Genomic DNA, 16,198 nt, shown 5'->3' with positions numbered 1-16,198 from the left:
ATGATGTTGCCCCTCTTCCTGATGGATGGACGGGAGGCTCCGGGCCCGCCGACTGCTGCCAGGCTGGGGCGGGCCCGGAGGCGGTGCTACTGCAGGGCGGCCTCGATCGCCGCCTCGGCGGTCGGGAACTTGATCGCGAACCCGCCGCCGGCGGCCGGCACGAAGTCGAGGTTCGGGCCGTGGCAGACCGTCCAGCCGAACACTCCTCCCGCCGACAGCAGCACCTCAACGGTGTCGCCGCCGGGCCGGACCACCGTGAACCCGCCGCCGCTACGGGCCGTCACTCGCGGATCGTCCAGGACCGTGCTCATCTCGCCCCCTCCGGCGCCTGCTGCGCCAGCGCCTCGACCGCCGCCAGGTCGGCGGCGGGCACGATGATGTGGCCGAGCTCGGCCAGCCACGACACCCACACCGGCTCCAGCCCGGGGGCGACCTCGAACGCTGCGGCCAGCAGCTCGCCTCGCGCGTGGGCGACCGTCAGGTCGGCGAGCACCTGCAGCTCCGCCGGGCCGTACCAGCCGGCGTTCGCCGCCTCATCCGGCTTCAGTTGCAGCGTCCCGGACACCTCGGCCCGGTAGATCCGCCACATGTGCCCGTCCGAGCCGCGCCGGCACCACGTCGACCGCCAGCCGCGGGCCAGTTCCTCGAGCCGGACCACGGTCAGGCCGACCTCCTCGGCGACCTCCGCCCGGGCGGCTGACTCGAAGTCGCCGTGCTCGCCAACATGCCCGGCGACCGGGGCGACACCCGGCGGCGGCTGCTGGCGGGCGAACATCAGCAGCCGGCCGGCCTCGTCGGCGATGAGCACGCCGACGGTCTCCCGGCAGCACGGGTCGTAACCGGTCACCGCTGAACCTCGAACCGGCGCAGCCGGCCGACCCGGAACATGAACTCGCCGCGCTGCGGGTCGTTCTCCCGCAGGCCCACGTTCTGCAGCGTGATCACCGATTCGGCTTCGGTGTCGCGGTGCTCGAACGCCGCCTCCACCACCTGCGCGTCCCGGTCGGTGGCGTCCTCGACGTACACCGTCTGCTCCGGCCCGCTAGCCGGTTGCCACGTCAACACGATCCTCAACGGGACTCCTCCCCAAATCTGTCCACGGCCGAACGCCGTGGACACGTCAAAACAGCGGTGACTCAAGGAACCTTGGACACCCGCTGCGCCATCTGATCCGCCTCGGCGGCGGTCAGGCCACGCGCCAGGCAGAACGGCACCACGTCGTCGTCCCAGCCGGCGTCACGCAGAAACGCGACCGCCGCACCCCGGGCGCCGTCGGACCACAGCGTTTCCGCCTTGCCCCACGCCAGGCCACGCCGTGCCGTCCGTGCCTGCTCGTCGTCGTAGTTCACGCACAACCTCCTATCCGTCACGGCCGGACGCCGTGAACACTCCGAACTTCAAGGTCAGGCGCTACCCTGACCGGCATGGCCCTCGAACTTCGCCGCATCGACGAACGCTGGATCCTCGATCACGCCCAGCGGCTGTGGGACTGGCTCGACGACGAGCTCGAGAACCGCAAAGTCGCCGCCGAACGAGAGAAACGGGCCGAGGAACGCCACAAGGAACTCCTCGCCGCGATCAACACCTCCACCGGCACCATCGTCAAAACCCTCGACAGCGGCTTCCGGCTCCTCGCCGACGCGCTGCGCCGCTGACCGGCTCACTCCGCCTCCTCGGCCCTGGCCGCGGCCTCCTCGATCTGCGCCGCCAACTGCCGCTCGATGTCGGCTCGGGCCTGCGGCGTCAACTCGTGCCGGGTCGACGGACCCGCGCCCGTCGTGAACACCAGGCCGGCCTCGTCGCGGAGCTTCTGGATCGCGGCCCGGATCGCCCGCGTCGACCAGCCGCCCGCCGCGACAACCGGCGTCGACTGCAACGCGTCCATCCCCAGCGGCACCGGCGAACCGGCAAGCGCCGACAGGACCGCGTCGACGCACCTCGCGTCGGCGGTCTTCGCCTTCGGCGGCGAGGCATCAGACGGGCCGCCGAGCCGCTTCGGCAGCGCCGGCGCGGGATCGCCCGGGTTACGGGCCTGACACTCCCGCATCCACTGCACGAACTCAGGCCCGAACGCCTCAAGGGTCTCCGGAGGCCACTCCACCGGCATGATCCGCGACCGGTTGTGCTCGTCGTACAGCCGGTTATACAGCGGCTCCGACGGGACGTACGCCACCCGCGACTGCATGGTGTCGTCGTCCCCGGACGCGAACAGCACTGACCCGGGCTCACGCGGAAGGCCGCGGGGGTCGCCGACCAACTGCCCACCCGTGGCGAGCGAAGCGTTCAACGCGGACGTGGTCCTGAACAGCCACGCCTCGCCGCCGGCGAGCATGTCGCGGAACACCTGCGAGCCTGAGTCGCCGATCGTCGACATGTGGGTGGCGGCAACGATCTCGATCCCGGCGGCGCGCATCTTGCGGGCCATCGGCTCGAGCTTGCCCATCAGCAGCTGGTCTTTCGCAGGCTCGTGGAACTCGTCGACGACCAGCGACAGGATCGGCCCGTGGATCGACGGGTCGAACGCCGTTTCGCCCTCACGGGGTCGGCCGTGCTCGTCGAACCACACGTCGGAGCCGAGGGAGTCGTAGCGGCGGTCCATCTCCCGGATGAGCGCCTCGACGATCAGGTGCAGCATCTCCGGGTCGGTGGAGAACCCGGACACCTGCCGCCGGAACGCGCCGAAGTCCTTGCCCCGCTTTGGGTCGTGCAGGAACGGGGCGATGAGCCGGCGCGGCCCGTCCGGGCTTGCGACTTTCGCTTCGAGCATGCCGAGGAGCAGGAGCCGCAAGGCTTCCGTCTTGCCGGAGCCCTTGGTTCCGACGATGAACCGTGATGGGGCGCCCCAGCCGGGTGTCCACAGGCGGGTCCGCAACGGATCGCCGGTGATCTTCATGCCCATGTGCAGGAACGCCCGGTCTACGTCGAGGACTCCCGGTGGCTGCCAGGTGATGTTGTCCCGCAGCGGGCTGTTCGGCTGGACCAGCAGCAGCGCGCGGTTCGGGGAGCCCTCGTACTCGTCGATCCAGCCGACGGCGGCGCGGGGCACGTCGAACCCGGCGGCGATCCGTTTCACGGTGCTGGTCATGTTGTCGCCGCCGAGGGCGTTCAACGCGCCGCGCTTCGTCGCGACGATCACGGCCTGCCAGCCGCCTTTGATCTTCCGCCACGATCCCCGGTCCAGCTCGGTCCCGTCGACAGCGACGTCCAGCCGCCAGATGTTCGCGGCAACATCGGCATCCGACGGGCTCGCCGATGTCGGCACGGGCGCAGGAGCGGGCATCGGCTCGGCGGCGGGTGCGCGCCGGTCGGCGCGCCACCACCATGCGGCCGGGGCCAGCCACGCAACGAACGCGACGGCGGCGGCGACCCGGCCGGGCCACGTTCCGAGGTCCACGCCCAGGGCGGCGACGGCGGCGAAGGCCGCGAACCCGCCGGCGGTGACGTAGCCGAAGCCGCGACCCACCCGGCCGATCGCCGCGCGGAGCCGCTCCTCGTCGGTGAGCACCTCGAAGTCGAACCGGCCCTTCGCCGGTTTCGCCGTGAGCTCGCGCACGACGATCCGTCGCGCCACCCAGCCGGCGACCGGCGCCATCCCGGCGAACACCAGCGGCGGCAGGTCGGCGGCGTCGACCGCGACGGCGGCACCGCCGGCGGCGACCAGCGCCCACACGGGACGCAGCGGCCGGTCGGCCGCCGCCCACAGGTCACGCCACGGCAGCAGCGGCGCCCGCTCGACCTCCATCGCGACCATCCGACGGCCGCACCGCTCACACGTCGGGGCGTGCTTCGCCTGCGCCGGGAACCACCCGGCGGGGCCGTGCTGCCGGCACCGGTACTGGACTGCGGTGATGACGCCGTACTGGTCGACGGGCACGTCGTGGGCGGCGCGCCGTTCGACACCGGCCGTGTCGTAGTAGGTGCGGGACATGCGGGCCGCCCCCCCGGGCAGCCCGGACCGGCCGGGCGTGCCGGCCGGCGGCGGGCTGGTCGGCGGTGCGGTCTGCATGGCTTCTCCTCAGACGTGTTCGATGGTGCTGGCCGTTACCGCACAGGCCGGCGCAGGTCCGGCCCGACGGAAACGGTCAGCTGGGGCTCGCGGCCGGTGCGGTGCTGTCGCCGGCGAGGAACCGGGAGTCGCCGCCGAGGTTCTCCTCGACGGTTGCGGCGGCGTCGGCGTATTTGGCGACGAGGCTGCTCCGGGCGGCACGCAGGCAGGTGATGGCGGCGTCGCACGACGCGATGACCTTCATAACGATCTTGCGGAGGCGCTCCAGGTACTCGAGCATCTCGTCGACGACACCCCCGGACAGCACCTCGGCGGCGTCCATGACCGGGCCGAGGGAGCCGGCGTCGAGGTGTAGCGCCGCCAGGTGCTCGCTGAGGGCGACCGCCGCGCCGGCGATCGTCTTCTGCCGGTCCTGCATGCCGTCGATGGCGTTGTCGACGAGCTGCAGCGCCCGCAACGTCGCGGACGCCTGGTCGTGCTGGACCTGGATGAGGCTGATGAGGGCGTCGATCTCGGGAATGGCGGAGGCGAAGTTCGTCACTTCACCGGTCGGTGCGGTCATGGTTTCTCCTGCGGGTGGGGCGGTCGGTGCGGGATTGGTCGGCGGCGCGTTGAACGTGTCCGGCGTGGTCGGGACGGGCCGCCACTGGCCGTCGAAGAACTCCTCCACACCGGCGTCGGTGTATCGCTTGGTGCCTTCGGGGACGTCGCCGCGGTCGACCGCCAGCGCTGGCTCGGGTTCTGGCGGCGTAGCCGGAGCGTCCACCTCCGGGCGGCGCTCGACGGGTTCGATGAGCCTCCGCGCCACCGGCGCCGCCCGCCGGGCGACCCGGGTGAGGGCGTTGCTGGCGGCGGCGAGCCGGTCCCGGAACCGCACCCTCGGCCGGTCAGGCTCCGGCTGCGCGGTGCGGGCCGCGGCGAGCGCGTCGCCGCGGCGGCCCCAGAAGTCGTGGTAGGCGTCGCGCAGGTAGTCGAAGAACCCGTACTGTTCGACCTTCGCCCGGGCGCCCGCCCCGTACTTCGCCTCCAGCCGGGGCGAGATCTTCCCCTGCTTGGCGAGCTCGTGGTCGGTGCGGGCCGCCGCCCACAACTTCTGGATGATCAGCGCGTAGACGGCGGCGCCGATGAGCAGTTCCACCGCCGGCCTACCTGCCCTTGGTGACGACGCGGCGGGCCATCAGCAGCGACACGACCACGCACGTGATCGCCAGGCCGATCGCCGAGGAGGTGCCCAGCCACACGCCGAGCGCCCCGTTGACCGAGCCGAGCAGCTGCCGGGACAGGTCGGTGACGGTGTCGCCGAGCTTCCCCGGCACGGCCCGGGCCACGGACGGCAGCACCATGGCCGTGTAGAGGGCGACCTGGTTGGGGATGCCGTCGACGAACAGGTCGATGGCCATCGCGGTGAACGCGCCGGCGAGGATGACGATGCCGACCCAGTCGGGGAAGAAGCCGATCAGGCCGGACACCCAGTCGCCGAGGAACGTGCCGGCGACGGCGGCGCCGCCGGTCACGGCGAGGATGAACGAGATCCAGGCGAGGGCCTTGATGCCCTTGGCCTTGTTGAAACCGCCACCGGGTCCCATGGCGTGCCTCCTTTAGTTGGTTGCGATTGCGATGAGTGCGGTCGTGATGACCGCGGCGAGCAGGAGCCGGGCCGGGTGCCGGGCGATCCACAGCAGCGGGGTCAGGACACCGACGACGGCGAGGGCCGCGAGCGGCACCGCGAGGCCGACGGTGTGGTTGTAGGCGATCCAGCCGGCATACAGGGCGGTGTTGCCGCCGGGGACGCGGTCGCGGTCCGGCATCCGCTCCGCCCACGCGGTGCTGAAGGTGGGCAGAGCGGCGGGGGTCCACCACGCGTCGCGCAGGTCGGCCAGGGCCTGCCGGCCCCAGCCATCGAACGTGTTGACCATGACGGAGAGTGGCTGTACTCTCGCGCGCGGGCTCGGGCCCGCGCGCGCCTTCTCGACCGCCACGGCAGGGCTTCCGGATCGGCTTCCGGATCCGGTTTCCACCGCATACGCGTCACTGATAGTCACGGCCGCCTCCTGTTCTCCGCGACGTCGAACCGTTCGACAAGCTGCACGATGTGCAGGGCCAGCTCCCGCGCCGCCCCGTCGGTGAGCCCCTTCGACGCGGCTTTCGCCGCCTGCGTCGCGGCGATGACCTTCTCGTGGCCGGTCTGCGCGGCGATCCCCGCCTGGCGGTGGAACGCGATCTCGTTCGCGCGCCGCTGGTCGGCCTTCTGCTGACGCCGCTCCGCCGGGGTGCCCTTGAGCGCCATCACGCCCCCTGACCTGCGGCAATGCGCTGCTGACGGTCGTGGAGCGCGGCGTACCAGACGGCCGCGCCGAACGCGACGCCACCGAACGCGATGCCGGTGTAGCCCTGCACGGTGCAGCCGGCCCGGTCCGCGGCGAGCGCCACGACCGCGAACGAGCCGGCGACGATGCCGGCCACGTGGGCGGCGCGGCGGTAGTCGGGGGTCATGACGCGGCTCCGATCAGGGGGCGGTTGCCGTTGATCCGGGGTGCCGGAACACGGTCAGGGTCGTCGTCGCCGGTGCCGGCACCGTCCTGGGCGGGGGTGCCGCCGGGGGTGCCGGAACCGTCATCGGGGTCGGGGTTCTGGCGCAGCCCGAGGGTGTCGAGAAGCCGGATCGCCCGGGGGCGTCCGACACCCAGCACCCTGATCGCCCGCTTCGTCGGCACGGTGCCGTCGGGGTTCCGCGGCACCCTCGCCGGGTCCCGCAGCACCGCCAGCAGCTCGTCGTCGCCGGGGGTGCTGTCAGGGGTGCCGCCGCTGGTCACGGCGGGTGCCGGGGTGCCGGAACCGGTGCCGTTGGCCCGGGGTGCCGGGGTGCTCGCGGTAGGGGTGCCGGGGTGCAGGACGGGGTTCCGGCACCCACCGACAGGGGTGCAGCACCCCCGGCGCTGGCACCGTTCAGGGGTGCCCCGGTAGGGGTGCTGCACCCCGGTGTCGGGGGTGCCGGAACCGGGCGTGCCGGCGCCTGCGCGGCAGGGGTGCCGGGGTGCTGCGGGTCGGCCGGAACCGGGGTGCCGGGGGTGCCGGAACCCTGGGGGTGCCGGTCCCGCTCCGCCGCGACGGCAGCCCACGGCGACGCCATCTTGATCTCCGCCAGGTCGGCGACGCTCCGCAGCACCGCCACCTGCTCGACGAGTCGGTCACGCTGCACCGGGTCGAGGGTGGCGCCCGACGCGCGGACGGCCTTCGCGAGACGCTGGGTGCGCCGCGGCACCCAGCCGGTCGCGGTCGCGAGCCGGGCTGCCTTGTCCCGGGCCCGGTCGCGGGTCCGCTCGGCGGCTTTCCGTTCGTCGTCGCCGAGGCCGAGCCGGGACAGGAACCGCTCCCGGAACTCGGCAACGATCCGCGCCCACGTGCCCGTCTTGACGCCGGAGTGGACCTTGACCTCGATGCCGAGCGCCAGGTGGAGAGTGATCAGGGCCAGGATCGGGCCGAAGAACGCCCGCAGCGCGCCGGCGACCGGGCCGTCCAGCGCGATCGCCATGAACGTCGCCGCCGAGCACATGGACAAGGCGACGAGCTGGGCCGCGCCGGGCTTGCCGTCGCGGCGGACGCTGTGCCGCATCGCGTAGCCGCAGGCGACCAGGGTCAGTTCGCCGACGCCGCAGATGGCGGCCAGTTCGGCGGAGATGCCGTGGATGGGCAGGCCGTTGATGCCCATGTGTCCGTGGAAGTAGCGGGCCGCGGTGTCCAGGGACAGGCCCGAGCACACGAGCGCGACGAGGTAGAACGGGCCGGTGCCCTTGGGGCGGTCAGTGCTTGGCGTGCTCATCGTGGTCACCTCCTCCACGGGTTAGGCCCGGCCGGGGGCGCGACGGGGGACGCTGCTCCCCGGCCGGACGTTGGAGCCCAGCCGCCGCCTTGTGACGGCGGCCGGGGGTCTGTGAGGGTCACGCCGTCGCTCCGGTGGAGGCCCGGCCGCCGCCCGACGGGGGACGGACGGCAGCCGGGGGCTTCTGGGCGAGGGTGATGGCAGCGCCGAGCCCGGCGAACAGGTCGCCGGCGGCGGCCGGGGTGAGCTGGGCGGCGACGTCGCCGACGAGGAGGGTGATTTCGACGTCGTAGACGCCGCTGTCGCGGTCCTCGTAGCCGGTGACGGTGACGGAGGCGGTGATGTCGCCGCCCTCGGCGTCCGTCCCGGTGACGTACTCGACGGTGCGGGTGTGGATGCGGTCGCTGATGATCTGGTGTCCGCCGGGCGCGATGTGGGTGTCGCCGCCGTGGCAGCCGGGCCCGCCGGGCTGCTCAGCGCACCACGGGAGCGGGCACGGGCCCCAGCCGGGCGTCGCGACGATGCGCGGCTCGGCCGGCTGGGGGACGGCGCGGCGGCGGGTGTGGAAGTCGACGGGGATCACGGCAGTGGTCATGCGGCGGCCTCCGTGGTCTGAGTGGTCTTCGGCTTGGGGCCGAGGAGCTTCGTCACGGCGGACGGCGATATGCCGAGCAGGCGAGCAATCCAGCTGCGCTGACGCCCTTCACTCCACCGGAGTGCGCGGACGGCGCTGCGGTACTTGCGCGACTCGTCAGGGCTCAGGGTCTGCCGCTGCTGGACTGCGGCGCGGAAGGCGAGGGCCACGTCAACGGGACTTGGCGTCTCGCCGGCGGTGTGGTCCAAAACCTCCACCACGCCTCCTTGATCTGGGTCTGGGTCGCCTGATCGACAACCGGTTCACTGCATACACTGTGACACAGTGCATGCAGTGCGGTCAACCACGACACGACGCCCGGACTTCTTCTGCGGCGCCAAACTGTGCTGAACTGTCACGACAGGGTGAACAGTGTTGGACAGGGTGGAGGGGTGGATGGCAGGGGAAAGCGTTGGCCCGGTCGGGTACCGGAGGATCTCCGACGACCTCAAGGACAAGATCGAACGCGAGGTCTACCCCGTCGGCGGAGCGCTCCCCTCCTACGACAGCCTCGCCGAAACCTACGGCGTGAAGGTCGGCGTCGCCCGCAACGCCGTGTACTCACTCCGCGACGAAGGCATCGTCAACGTCACCCCCGGCATCGGCACCGAAGTTCGCCGCAAGCCGAGCGACATCCCGCCCCCGCCGGACATCCCGGCCCGGCTCGACGAGGTCGCGGCCACCGTGCAGCGCATGTCCGACCAGATCGACGGGCAGATCACCCCCGACCTCGCCGACCTGCGCGAACAGCTCGGCGTCCTGCAAAGCCAGATCATGGACCTGTACGCCAAGCTCGGCCTCACCAACCCCCAGCAGCAGCCGGCCACCGCCCCCCGCCGGGCCGGAGGCAGAACCGCCCGATCGGCATGACCGCGCTCAGGACGGGACACCACATGCCCGACGCCACACCGAACAACGTCATCCAACTCCGCCGCCGCCACGACTTCGCCAGCTCGGCACGGAACACCATCACCGCCGTCCGGCGAGTGCTCGAGCAGACCGAAGGGCAGTTCGCCGCCACCCTCGCCGAACATCTCGGCTGGACCCCAACCTCGGCCGCGGTCCGCGGATGGGAAACCACCGGCGCGGTCCCGCCCGGCGACGTCCTGCTCGCGGCCCAACATCTCGCACGGGCCGCTGGCGCCGCCGAACTGCCGCAGGGACTCGGCGGCGACCCCGACGTGGTGTACGCGTGGGCCGCACGCCGCGACCTGGCCCGCCCGGAATGGCAAGACATGATCCGCGACTGCCAGGAGTACCTGTGGTTGTACGGGCTCTCCGAGCAGGGCTACGCCAATGACGCTGACGTGCCGCGCCTGCTCCGGGACGCCGCCGGCCGCGGCTGCGACATCCGCATCCTGCTTCTCAACCCCGACTACCCGGGCATCGCCGACATCGACGCCGCCGAGGGCAGCCCGCCGGGAACCCTCGCTGCGCGCATCCGAGGTGCCCTGCACCGCTTCCACCGCATGGCGGCACGCTGCGGCGGGCGGATGCACATCCGCACCTACGACGTGCCGCCGACCGCGTCGATCGTCCGCGGCGACAACCGGATGCTGACCACCCCGGCGTTGCGCTACCTCACCGGCGGCGACTCGCCGACATTCCTGCTCGAGTCCACACCTGCTGGGCAGATGTTCCGCACCTACGAGCAGCACTTCCACCAACTCTGGGACGACGCCAAGGAGCAGGCCGCAGCATGACGAACTGGACCGCGAAGATGCGCGACGCCGAGCTCATCGAGTCCGAGGTGATCCTCGAGACTCCGAAGCGGTGGGTGCGCGAGCAGCTGCGGATGCCCGACGGGGCGATCATCGATTGGTTCTACACGGACAATCCGTCGTCGGTCGTCGTCGTCCCGATCACTGCCGACGGCGGCGTGGTCCTGGTTCGGCAGTACCGGCACAACCTGAAGCGGGACACGCTCGAGCTGCCGGCCGGAATCGTGTCCAAGGGCGAGGATCTGGACAAGGCGGCGCTGCGCGAGCTTGTCGAGGAGACCGGCTACGATCTCGCCGACGCCGGCCACCTGCATCCGCTCGGCGCGTTCTACGCCCGCCCCTCAGAGACGGCCGGCTACTCGCACCTCTATCTGGCTTCACCGGTTTTCAAGTCTGGCGCCGCGCAGCTGGACACGGAGATTGAGCAGTACTTCGACATGTCGGTGGTGACGATGCCGCTGGGCGAGGCGATCGCGGAGATCGGGCGGTCGATCAATGGCCTGGAGACCCTCGGCGCGCTGCTGCTGGCCCAGCGGCAGCTGGCGACGTTACGCTGAGGCCCGCCAGGGCTTCGCCGCGAACCGCCCCGCGCTCTTCGGAGCCGGGGCGGTTTCGTCGTGACCTGCCTCAAGGGCGGCAGATCTCAGGGCTGGCCTGCGCTTCGGCGAGGCTGGCCAGCGCCTCCAGGGCAGTCTCCAGCGCGGTGCGCGCCTGCAGGTCCAGAGGTCCGCGGGGGTCGAGCAGGGCGGCGAGCCGGTCGAGGGCGTTGCCGGTGTTGACCCGTGGGCTAGGCGGCGGGCCGGACGGCGGTTCGGCGTCGCCAGCAACGATGCTGCGCGCGGTACCGAAGGGCCAGCGGAGCGCCTGCTCCAGGCGCGCGATCGTGGCTGGGTCGTAGTTGGAGCGCCTGGCCTTTTCGATCTCGGCCAGGACGCGCTCCGACATGAACGCCGCGGCGGCGAACGACTGCCGCGTCTTCATGCCCAGTTCGACGCGTCGCGCTACGACCGCCTGTCCGAGTCGCTGCCAGTCCTCGGTCTTCTCGAGAGTCATCGTTTCGTCCGTTCGTCAAGATGATCGGGGGCAATGTGGCGTGTATGTCGCGTGCCGGGAGGTTCGCGCGCGCTGATGCTCGCGGCTCCTCGGCGTCGTTACGGTCTGGCCCGGAGGTGGCCTGTGCGCTGCGGTCCGGGCCGTCATGCGGCTCTGCGTTCGCATCCTGGATGCGTTGTGGCGCCGAGGCGCGGGTCAAGGCTCTCGCCACAGATTGCGCACCCAACGTAGTCAAGTGGTCGCTCACTGCTGGCTGACGCCCTCGCGACGTGCCCAGAAATCCCCAACCTCGGGTTTTTGGGTTCAAGAAGAGACGGCTGCTGCGACGTCGCCAGTGCGTCAGATTGGGGATTTCTGGGCACGTCCGCCGGTGCACTTCTGGACCACACCCGCTCCAGCACCGGCACCTCGACCTCGCCGCTGATCACGTACCGCCACCCTTGACCGCCATCGGGGGCGTCGTCCTGGTGCAGCAGCCCGATCAGATGCAGCGCCTGAAGCTCCCGGTCGACCGTCGTCCGGGGCTTCTGGAGCCGCTTCGCGACCTGCGTGTAGGTGCTGCCCGGATGCTGGTAGACGTCCCAGAGCGCATCCAGCCGCAGCGGCGGCATTGAGTCGCCTGCGGCGTGCACAGCAATCGACACCGCGTACTCCTCGGTCATGCCCAGCGACAGCCCGCCCCGCACGATCTGCGCCAGCATCTTCGCGAAGCGGGTCGGCATCTCGGGCGCTTCGGCGCTGACGACGTCGCCTCGGTAGTCGCGCTGGACGGCGGTGCGGCCGAGCGTGATCAGGTTCGCGACCCGAAGCAGATCGTCCTGCACCTGTTCGCTGAGGACGGCGAGTTCGGGGTTGACGTGCTTGAGCACGTCGCCGACCGCCTCGGCAAGTTCTGCCCGCATCTGCAACTCGTCGCCGACGTTCAGCAGCGACTGGCGGCCGGCGGCGAGCCGGACCACCGTCGCCGAGGAGTTCATGCGGTACAGCACGAACCGGTCACCCATCGCTGCGATCACGCCGTGCGCCGAGTCGTACGCGGTGGTGCATGCGGCAACGACGACGATCCGGCCGTCCCAGGTGAGGATGACGCCGCCGTCGGCACCGACTTCGCGGTCCCAGTGTCCGTCGTAGACCTCGCGGAGTGCGCCGAGGACTTCGTTGCGGCGTTCACTGTTCATGCTGATGATGCTGGTGAAGTCCTTGAGGACGAGGATGCCGCGTTCGCCGATGCGCCGCAGCAGACCGCCGGTGGCTTTGGCGGAGCGTTCCTTCTTTGACGTACCGGACAGCAGGGCGGCTTCGCCGGTGACTTTCGAGCTCGTGAGTGCCCCTGCTCCGGTGAGTGCCATGACGGTTTCAGTCTTGGCATTGCCGGAGCCGGAGATGAGGATGAGCCAGCACGGGTCGCCGTCGAGTTGCTCCACTGCCGCTGTCGCGCAGGTGGCGTCGATGGCACCGAGGTCGTAGCTGTCGCCGAGCCAGCGGCGGAACCGCGTGTGGAGCGTTTGCAGGTGTTCGGGCTCCTCGGCGTTGCTCACGGGCACCGCCGCGGTGTCGCGGTCTTGGTTGTGTTCGTCGTATGCTCGGGGGCGAGCATGATGGTTGGACCTCCCTAGTCCAATCCGGGCCCGGCAATGCGGTGGTCAGACCGCGCCGGGCCTTCTGCTTGTCAGGACTCGGGACGGGCCGGCAGGCGGATCTCGAAGAGGTCCTCGAACTTGGGCGCCTTCGCGCGGCGTCGCCGGGCGATCGCAGCAGTGCCAGCCATGATCTCGACGATGGTGCGGTCGCCGACGCGGTTGTCGTGCTTGGCGCGGTGAAGGTTGAGCGGGCGCATCTCAAGCTGCCGCGCCTGCCCCTCGACGGACAGGAGGCTCAGCTCGCCCATGAATTCCTGGAGGCGGTCCCACCGGAGGTGGATTCCACTCTCGACGGTTGATCCTGCTTTCATGGAAGCGATCTTAGCATCATTCTGCGGAAGTCACTTCGCGCGGCGAGGGCTGCGCCATCTTCTGTGTGGGCGCGCGGCATACTGGCGGCATGGCGGACGGCGAGCGTGGACCCACGCAATTCGGGTTCTACCTGCTCAAGCGGATGACCGAGAAGGGCATGCATCGGCAGCTCGACCTGGTCAAGGCCACCGGCATCAGTGCCGCTACGGTCAGCCGTCTCACCTACAGCGACGAGTACACGCCGGACGTGCGCACGCTACAGCGACTCGGCGACGCCCTCGACGTGCCCGTCACCGATCTTGTGGCGCGCTGGACTGGCGGCGTGCGCCACGGCGGACGGGGGGCTATCCCCCCGACGTTGGTCGAGCTGGCCAGCCTGATCGAGGACGACTCACTGCTGACCGCCGAGGAGCGCGACCGCCTGGAGACGATCCTGCAGGCGCTCACGGACACCTACCGTGGCATCGTGGCGCCGCGCTGGGCGCAACGGGCGGCCGAGGCCGGTTAGCGGTCCCGTTCGTCTACCTCGGATACGTGCGCCACGAACGTCAGCTCGACGTGGCCGCTGCCGGCTTTCCGGAGCTGCAGGTCGTACTCGTGCAGGTTGCTGATCTTCCCGCCGCTACGTTTCACAGCGTCGGCGAGGAGTTTGACGAGGAGACTTTCGACGGTGGACAGCTGCGCGGGGTCGTCGAGGTCGACGGTGCGGCTGAACGGGTCAAGGCGCTCTTTGTGCTGGTTTCGGCGGAGCTGCATCTCGTAGCGCTGCAGAGTCACGGTCACCGTCCGGGTTGCGAGGGGCGCGCAAGGTGACCCTGAGGATAGCGGCTGGCCGGCGCGTCAGGCCGGTAGCCAGTCGCCGCAGCCCCGGGTCACCAGGGTCTCGTCGCCTTTCTGGACGGTAACCCGCGCCGACCTTGCCCCGGTGATGAAGTTGTTCGCCAGGATCTTCCCGCCCGCATTGCGCTCCCAATAACAATCTTGGACGCCGCCGAGTGTCTGATACGTGCCCGGTTGGACGTCCTCGGGAACGAGGTGGGTGCCGTCGGCGAATCCACGCTGCGCTTTTCGCCACGTCGGCAGATACTGCGGGCAGTCCTGCAGGTCGGCCTCCTCGACCTCACCCTTGTTCTCGATGAACACCTCGAGCAGCGCATCTCCGTGACTTTTCGAGGCTTGGCAGGCGTCAACAGCGAATGAGGTTTCGCAGGCGTCGCTGTTGGGTTGGAGGATCTGACTCTTCTGGGGGTCGCAGTTCCGCCAGGTGACCACCAGCTTCGATGGCGACACGGATGGGGTGTAGCTGGGTACAACGACGCCGGGTCCGGGGCTGTACACGCCGGGTGTGGGCGCTGCTGTAGCGGATGCCTCCGGGTTGCTGCTGTTGCCGCATGCGGTGAGCAGGGCTAGGGCGGCGAGTGGCAGCAGGCGGCGCACGGTGAACCTCCTCGGTTGCGGATCCCCGATCCTTCCGAGGCGGCGGACACCTGGCAACTGGACGGTTGGCCGCCTGAACGGTCCGAGGGGTGCGCGGCGGCTGGCCAGTCCGCTGACCGCTTCCGCGTCGGCGCTCCAGTGAATTCCAGCCTTGTAGTTCGCCTGGCACCCTTGACCTGCCAAAACGTCGAGCGATCATGGGCTGATGGTGGAGGCGGTGCTGCACGCGGACGGGTGGCGGGTCGAGGCGGTGTGGTGCGACCTCGACGACTCCGGCGACCGCATGTGGCATCGCGCCGTCGACCCGTGGGGTGCCAAGCACTGGTGTACGACCAGCCAGCTGCAGGAGTTGCTGCACCGGCACGGGCTCGACGTCGGCGACCTGACGCCGGTGGCAACCCGCCGCCGCGCCCACATGACCACGTGACCGGGTCGGGCCGACCCGGTATGGTCGAACGTATGGCCGACCAGCAGCCCGACACCCGAGGCGACTACTTGGACGAACGCGGCGTCCTGATCACCGCCGCCGGCCGGGCCCGGATGCGGGCCAAGCTCGACGAGCTCGCCACCCGGTGGACGCCGGAGCAGCGCGAAGAGCGCCGCCGGGCACTGCTGGCCCGCATCACCTCCCGGTGATCAACGCCCAGCTCACCCTCGACACCTCCACCGTGCTCGCCTACGTGGCGGGGTCCACGGGCCTCGGTGAACTCCTCGGCGAGGTCGCGGAGGAGAAAGCGGCTGTCGCCGTCCCCGCGATCTGCCTCATCGAAGCGGGCGTCCAGCTGGACGAGGCGGCATGGCCGATGCTGGACGTTCTCACCGGCCACCCGTCGGTTGTCGTTGTCGGGCTGGATGCGGATGAGTGGAAGGCGCACGCTTCGGCGGCGGCCCTGTTCGGCGGCCCCGGGTCGGGTGCGGCGGCACTTCTCGTCGCACGCGGCCAGGCGTGGTATGTGGCGACCCGAACCCCGGACGCGTACAGCGACGGTGTCGACACGGTGGTCATCGAGGATTTCTGAACTGCCAGTCTGGCGCCAGTTGCGTCCAGACTGGCAGCAGCGTCAGGCCGGCCCGTCGAGGCCGAGCCGGCCGGCCAGGCCCGGGTCGACGAGCAGGCCGGGATTGTCCTCGGCGAGGCGCAGCACGGCGGCCGAGGGCGCGCCGGCCGGCAGCGGCGTGCTCACCGCTTCTCCTTGATCTTCGGCCACAGCACGGCCGGGGTCTGATCCTGGTCGCCGTGCTCCCACCGGATGTGGCTGAGCAGGTCGCCGAACGCCGCGTCCGGGTCGGAGTCCTCGTCGACGTCCGGGTCGGTGAACGCGGTCGTGTGCGGGCAGAACGGGCACGCCAGGTGGCGCAGGGCGGCGGTCACCGAACGACCTCGATGCCGGCCAGGTCCTGCACATGGAACTGGCGCACGGTGTCGTCGACGGTCACGGTGAACACGCCCTGCTGGCCGGCGAGGAAGGCCTCGACGACGCTGCCGATCGTGCCGGACGCGCCAGCGTTGGAGACGGTGCAGGTGCGGCCGTCGGTGAGGTGGAGCTTCAGGTCAGCCATGAGCTTCTCCTTCAG

General features: G+C 70.7%; 30 protein-coding genes. 8 read left to right on the top strand and 22 right to left on the bottom strand.

Features of this window, described 5'->3' with window-relative positions; translation table 11 throughout:
- Window positions 1-86 precede the first annotated feature (86 nt).
- The 4 genes from ACQEVU_RS58130 to ACQEVU_RS58115 all read right to left on the bottom strand — a co-directional run bounded on the left by ACQEVU_RS58130 (window position 87) and on the right by ACQEVU_RS58115 (window position 1,349).
- Window positions 87-311, bottom strand: coding sequence for a hypothetical protein (locus ACQEVU_RS58130; protein WP_433339803.1), 225 nt, complete (start codon window positions 309-311; stop codon window positions 87-89).
- Window positions 308-847 carry an NUDIX hydrolase gene (locus tag ACQEVU_RS58125; protein ID WP_433339802.1) on the bottom strand — a complete coding sequence of 180 codons (540 nt, stop codon included), beginning with the start codon at window positions 845-847 and terminating at the stop codon, window positions 308-310. The genes ACQEVU_RS58130 and ACQEVU_RS58125 overlap by 4 nt, the downstream gene beginning before the upstream one ends.
- Complete coding sequence (locus tag ACQEVU_RS58120) at window positions 844-1,074, bottom strand: hypothetical protein (RefSeq protein ID WP_433339801.1); 231 nt, start codon at window positions 1,072-1,074, stop codon at window positions 844-846. Before ACQEVU_RS58120 ends, ACQEVU_RS58125 begins: the two co-directional genes overlap by 4 nt.
- Before the next feature lie 62 nt (window positions 1,075-1,136).
- The gene (locus tag ACQEVU_RS58115; protein ID WP_433339800.1) at window positions 1,137-1,349 is read right to left on the bottom strand and encodes a hypothetical protein; all 213 of its coding nucleotides are present in this window, start codon (window positions 1,347-1,349) and stop codon (window positions 1,137-1,139) included.
- 75 nt (window positions 1,350-1,424) lie between these two features.
- On the opposite strand from ACQEVU_RS58115, the gene ACQEVU_RS58110 reads away from it, so the two are divergent.
- The gene (locus tag ACQEVU_RS58110) at window positions 1,425-1,655 is read left to right on the top strand and encodes a hypothetical protein (protein WP_433339799.1); all 231 of its coding nucleotides are present in this window, start codon (window positions 1,425-1,427) and stop codon (window positions 1,653-1,655) included.
- Between the two features lie 5 nt (window positions 1,656-1,660).
- Here the strand turns inward: ACQEVU_RS58110 and ACQEVU_RS58105 are convergent, their stop codons facing one another.
- The 10 genes from ACQEVU_RS58105 to ACQEVU_RS58060 form a co-directional block, all read right to left on the bottom strand.
- The gene (locus ACQEVU_RS58105) at window positions 1,661-4,006 is read right to left on the bottom strand and encodes a hypothetical protein (RefSeq protein WP_433339798.1); all 2,346 of its coding nucleotides are present in this window, start codon (window positions 4,004-4,006) and stop codon (window positions 1,661-1,663) included.
- A 76-nt stretch (window positions 4,007-4,082) separates the two neighbouring features.
- Complete coding sequence (locus tag ACQEVU_RS58100; protein WP_433339797.1) at window positions 4,083-5,144, bottom strand: hypothetical protein; 1,062 nt, start codon at window positions 5,142-5,144, stop codon at window positions 4,083-4,085.
- A 7-nt stretch (window positions 5,145-5,151) separates the two neighbouring features.
- Window positions 5,152-5,592, bottom strand: coding sequence for a hypothetical protein (locus ACQEVU_RS58095; RefSeq protein WP_433339680.1), 441 nt, complete (start codon window positions 5,590-5,592; stop codon window positions 5,152-5,154).
- Between the two features lie 12 nt (window positions 5,593-5,604).
- Window positions 5,605-5,922: a hypothetical protein gene (locus ACQEVU_RS58090; protein ID WP_433339679.1), complete on the bottom strand. Its 318-nt coding sequence runs from the start codon at window positions 5,920-5,922 to the stop codon at window positions 5,605-5,607.
- 122 nt (window positions 5,923-6,044) lie between these two features.
- Window positions 6,045-6,296 carry a hypothetical protein gene (locus ACQEVU_RS58085; protein WP_433339678.1) on the bottom strand — a complete coding sequence of 84 codons (252 nt, stop codon included), beginning with the start codon at window positions 6,294-6,296 and terminating at the stop codon, window positions 6,045-6,047.
- Window positions 6,293-6,499 (bottom strand): hypothetical protein, encoded by a 207-nt coding sequence (locus ACQEVU_RS58080; protein WP_433339677.1) that lies wholly within the window; start codon window positions 6,497-6,499, stop codon window positions 6,293-6,295. Before ACQEVU_RS58080 ends, ACQEVU_RS58085 begins: the two co-directional genes overlap by 4 nt.
- Window positions 6,496-6,819, bottom strand: coding sequence for a hypothetical protein (locus ACQEVU_RS58075; protein WP_433339796.1), 324 nt, complete (start codon window positions 6,817-6,819; stop codon window positions 6,496-6,498). Before ACQEVU_RS58075 ends, ACQEVU_RS58080 begins: the two co-directional genes overlap by 4 nt.
- Window positions 6,816-7,826: a hypothetical protein gene (locus ACQEVU_RS58070; RefSeq protein ID WP_433339795.1), complete on the bottom strand. Its 1,011-nt coding sequence runs from the start codon at window positions 7,824-7,826 to the stop codon at window positions 6,816-6,818. Before ACQEVU_RS58070 ends, ACQEVU_RS58075 begins: the two co-directional genes overlap by 4 nt.
- A gap of 118 nt (window positions 7,827-7,944) precedes the next feature.
- The gene (locus ACQEVU_RS58065; RefSeq protein WP_433339675.1) at window positions 7,945-8,421 is read right to left on the bottom strand and encodes a hypothetical protein; all 477 of its coding nucleotides are present in this window, start codon (window positions 8,419-8,421) and stop codon (window positions 7,945-7,947) included.
- Window positions 8,418-8,678, bottom strand: a complete 261-nt coding sequence (locus ACQEVU_RS58060; protein ID WP_433339674.1) for a hypothetical protein — start codon at window positions 8,676-8,678, stop codon at window positions 8,418-8,420. The genes ACQEVU_RS58065 and ACQEVU_RS58060 overlap by 4 nt, the downstream gene beginning before the upstream one ends.
- A gap of 178 nt (window positions 8,679-8,856) precedes the next feature.
- On the opposite strand from ACQEVU_RS58060, the gene ACQEVU_RS58055 reads away from it, so the two are divergent.
- Genes ACQEVU_RS58055 through ACQEVU_RS58045 form a run of 3 tightly spaced genes read left to right on the top strand, consistent with a single transcriptional unit; the run spans window position 8,857 to window position 10,738 of the window.
- Window positions 8,857-9,330: a GntR family transcriptional regulator gene (locus ACQEVU_RS58055; protein ID WP_433339673.1), complete on the top strand. Its 474-nt coding sequence runs from the start codon at window positions 8,857-8,859 to the stop codon at window positions 9,328-9,330.
- A 23-nt stretch (window positions 9,331-9,353) separates the two neighbouring features.
- A complete protein-coding gene (locus tag ACQEVU_RS58050) occupies window positions 9,354-10,163 on the top strand; it encodes a DUF5919 domain-containing protein (protein WP_433339672.1) in 810 nt (269 codons plus the stop codon).
- Complete coding sequence (locus ACQEVU_RS58045) at window positions 10,160-10,738, top strand: NUDIX hydrolase (protein WP_433339671.1); 579 nt, start codon at window positions 10,160-10,162, stop codon at window positions 10,736-10,738. Before ACQEVU_RS58050 ends, ACQEVU_RS58045 begins: the two co-directional genes overlap by 4 nt.
- 70 nt (window positions 10,739-10,808) lie before the next feature.
- Here ACQEVU_RS58045 and ACQEVU_RS58040 read toward each other — a convergent pair whose 3' ends face one another.
- The 3 genes from ACQEVU_RS58040 to ACQEVU_RS58030 form a co-directional block, all read right to left on the bottom strand.
- Complete coding sequence (locus ACQEVU_RS58040; protein WP_433339670.1) at window positions 10,809-11,234, bottom strand: hypothetical protein; 426 nt, start codon at window positions 11,232-11,234, stop codon at window positions 10,809-10,811.
- 143 nt (window positions 11,235-11,377) lie between these two features.
- Window positions 11,378-12,772, bottom strand: a complete 1,395-nt coding sequence (locus ACQEVU_RS58035) for a hypothetical protein (RefSeq protein ID WP_433339669.1) — start codon at window positions 12,770-12,772, stop codon at window positions 11,378-11,380.
- A gap of 131 nt (window positions 12,773-12,903) precedes the next feature.
- The gene (locus tag ACQEVU_RS58030; protein ID WP_433339668.1) at window positions 12,904-13,185 is read right to left on the bottom strand and encodes a hypothetical protein; all 282 of its coding nucleotides are present in this window, start codon (window positions 13,183-13,185) and stop codon (window positions 12,904-12,906) included.
- 89 nt (window positions 13,186-13,274) lie between these two features.
- Here ACQEVU_RS58030 and ACQEVU_RS58025 point away from each other — a divergent pair, with 89 nt between their 5' ends.
- Window positions 13,275-13,694: a helix-turn-helix domain-containing protein gene (locus ACQEVU_RS58025; protein ID WP_433339667.1), complete on the top strand. Its 420-nt coding sequence runs from the start codon at window positions 13,275-13,277 to the stop codon at window positions 13,692-13,694.
- Here ACQEVU_RS58025 and ACQEVU_RS58020 read toward each other — a convergent pair.
- Together ACQEVU_RS58020 and ACQEVU_RS58015 are read right to left on the bottom strand one after the other, a co-directional pair.
- Window positions 13,691-13,969: a hypothetical protein gene (locus ACQEVU_RS58020; RefSeq protein WP_433339666.1), complete on the bottom strand. Its 279-nt coding sequence runs from the start codon at window positions 13,967-13,969 to the stop codon at window positions 13,691-13,693. The genes ACQEVU_RS58025 and ACQEVU_RS58020 overlap by 4 nt on opposite strands.
- A 57-nt stretch (window positions 13,970-14,026) precedes the next feature.
- Complete coding sequence (locus ACQEVU_RS58015) at window positions 14,027-14,623, bottom strand: hypothetical protein (RefSeq protein WP_433339665.1); 597 nt, start codon at window positions 14,621-14,623, stop codon at window positions 14,027-14,029.
- A 205-nt stretch (window positions 14,624-14,828) separates the two neighbouring features.
- Here ACQEVU_RS58015 and ACQEVU_RS58010 point away from each other — a divergent pair, with 205 nt between their 5' ends.
- The 3 genes from ACQEVU_RS58010 to ACQEVU_RS58000 are packed head-to-tail and all read left to right on the top strand — an operon-like array spanning window position 14,829 to window position 15,642.
- Window positions 14,829-15,050, top strand: a complete 222-nt coding sequence (locus ACQEVU_RS58010; protein ID WP_433339664.1) for a hypothetical protein — start codon at window positions 14,829-14,831, stop codon at window positions 15,048-15,050.
- 32 nt (window positions 15,051-15,082) lie between these two features.
- Entirely contained in the window at window positions 15,083-15,259 is a 177-nt protein-coding gene (locus ACQEVU_RS58005) for a hypothetical protein (RefSeq protein WP_433339663.1), read from the top strand.
- On the top strand, window positions 15,256-15,642 hold the full coding sequence (locus ACQEVU_RS58000) for a hypothetical protein (RefSeq protein WP_433339662.1): 387 nt from the start codon (window positions 15,256-15,258) through the stop codon (window positions 15,640-15,642). The genes ACQEVU_RS58005 and ACQEVU_RS58000 overlap by 4 nt, the downstream gene beginning before the upstream one ends.
- Before the next feature lie 42 nt (window positions 15,643-15,684).
- Here ACQEVU_RS58000 and ACQEVU_RS57995 read toward each other — a convergent pair whose 3' ends face one another.
- The 3 genes from ACQEVU_RS57995 to ACQEVU_RS57985 are packed head-to-tail and all read right to left on the bottom strand — an operon-like array spanning window position 15,685 to window position 16,183.
- Complete coding sequence (locus tag ACQEVU_RS57995) at window positions 15,685-15,807, bottom strand: hypothetical protein (RefSeq protein WP_433339661.1); 123 nt, start codon at window positions 15,805-15,807, stop codon at window positions 15,685-15,687.
- Window positions 15,804-15,995, bottom strand: a complete 192-nt coding sequence (locus ACQEVU_RS57990; RefSeq protein WP_433339660.1) for a hypothetical protein — start codon at window positions 15,993-15,995, stop codon at window positions 15,804-15,806. The genes ACQEVU_RS57995 and ACQEVU_RS57990 overlap by 4 nt, the downstream gene beginning before the upstream one ends.
- Window positions 15,992-16,183 (bottom strand): hypothetical protein, encoded by a 192-nt coding sequence (locus tag ACQEVU_RS57985; RefSeq protein WP_433339659.1) that lies wholly within the window; start codon window positions 16,181-16,183, stop codon window positions 15,992-15,994. Before ACQEVU_RS57985 ends, ACQEVU_RS57990 begins: the two co-directional genes overlap by 4 nt.
- Window positions 16,184-16,198 lie beyond the last annotated feature (15 nt).

The organism is Dactylosporangium sp. CA-139066 (genome assembly GCF_050936175.1).
Lineage (GTDB): Bacteria > Actinomycetota > Actinomycetes > Mycobacteriales > Micromonosporaceae > Dactylosporangium.
The sequence above is the reverse complement of the archived record's forward strand: the minus strand, read 5'-3'. Positions and strand labels throughout refer to the sequence as shown.

Coding starts and splice junctions, on each gene's coding strand:
- ACQEVU_RS58130 (WP_433339803.1), bottom strand. CDS start 311: ATGAGCACGGTCCTGGACGATCCGCGAGTGACGGCCCGTAGCGGCGGC.
- ACQEVU_RS58110 (WP_433339799.1), top strand. CDS start 1,425: ATGGCCCTCGAACTTCGCCGCATCGACGAACGCTGGATCCTCGATCAC.
- ACQEVU_RS58105 (WP_433339798.1), bottom strand. CDS start 4,006: ATGCAGACCGCACCGCCGACCAGCCCGCCGCCGGCCGGCACGCCCGGC.
- ACQEVU_RS58095 (WP_433339680.1), bottom strand. CDS start 5,592: ATGGGACCCGGTGGCGGTTTCAACAAGGCCAAGGGCATCAAGGCCCTC.
- ACQEVU_RS58090 (WP_433339679.1), bottom strand. CDS start 5,922: ATGGTCAACACGTTCGATGGCTGGGGCCGGCAGGCCCTGGCCGACCTG.
- ACQEVU_RS58080 (WP_433339677.1), bottom strand. CDS start 6,499: ATGACCCCCGACTACCGCCGCGCCGCCCACGTGGCCGGCATCGTCGCC.
- ACQEVU_RS58070 (WP_433339795.1), bottom strand. CDS start 7,826: ATGAGCACGCCAAGCACTGACCGCCCCAAGGGCACCGGCCCGTTCTAC.
- ACQEVU_RS58065 (WP_433339675.1), bottom strand. CDS start 8,421: ATGACCACTGCCGTGATCCCCGTCGACTTCCACACCCGCCGCCGCGCC.
- ACQEVU_RS58055 (WP_433339673.1), top strand. CDS start 8,857: ATGGCAGGGGAAAGCGTTGGCCCGGTCGGGTACCGGAGGATCTCCGAC.
- ACQEVU_RS58050 (WP_433339672.1), top strand. CDS start 9,354: ATGCCCGACGCCACACCGAACAACGTCATCCAACTCCGCCGCCGCCAC.
- ACQEVU_RS58045 (WP_433339671.1), top strand. CDS start 10,160: ATGACGAACTGGACCGCGAAGATGCGCGACGCCGAGCTCATCGAGTCC.
- ACQEVU_RS58040 (WP_433339670.1), bottom strand. CDS start 11,234: ATGACTCTCGAGAAGACCGAGGACTGGCAGCGACTCGGACAGGCGGTC.
- ACQEVU_RS58030 (WP_433339668.1), bottom strand. CDS start 13,185: ATGAAAGCAGGATCAACCGTCGAGAGTGGAATCCACCTCCGGTGGGAC.
- ACQEVU_RS58025 (WP_433339667.1), top strand. CDS start 13,275: ATGGCGGACGGCGAGCGTGGACCCACGCAATTCGGGTTCTACCTGCTC.
- ACQEVU_RS58010 (WP_433339664.1), top strand. CDS start 14,829: ATGGTGGAGGCGGTGCTGCACGCGGACGGGTGGCGGGTCGAGGCGGTG.
- ACQEVU_RS58005 (WP_433339663.1), top strand. CDS start 15,083: ATGGCCGACCAGCAGCCCGACACCCGAGGCGACTACTTGGACGAACGC.
- ACQEVU_RS57985 (WP_433339659.1), bottom strand. CDS start 16,183: ATGGCTGACCTGAAGCTCCACCTCACCGACGGCCGCACCTGCACCGTC.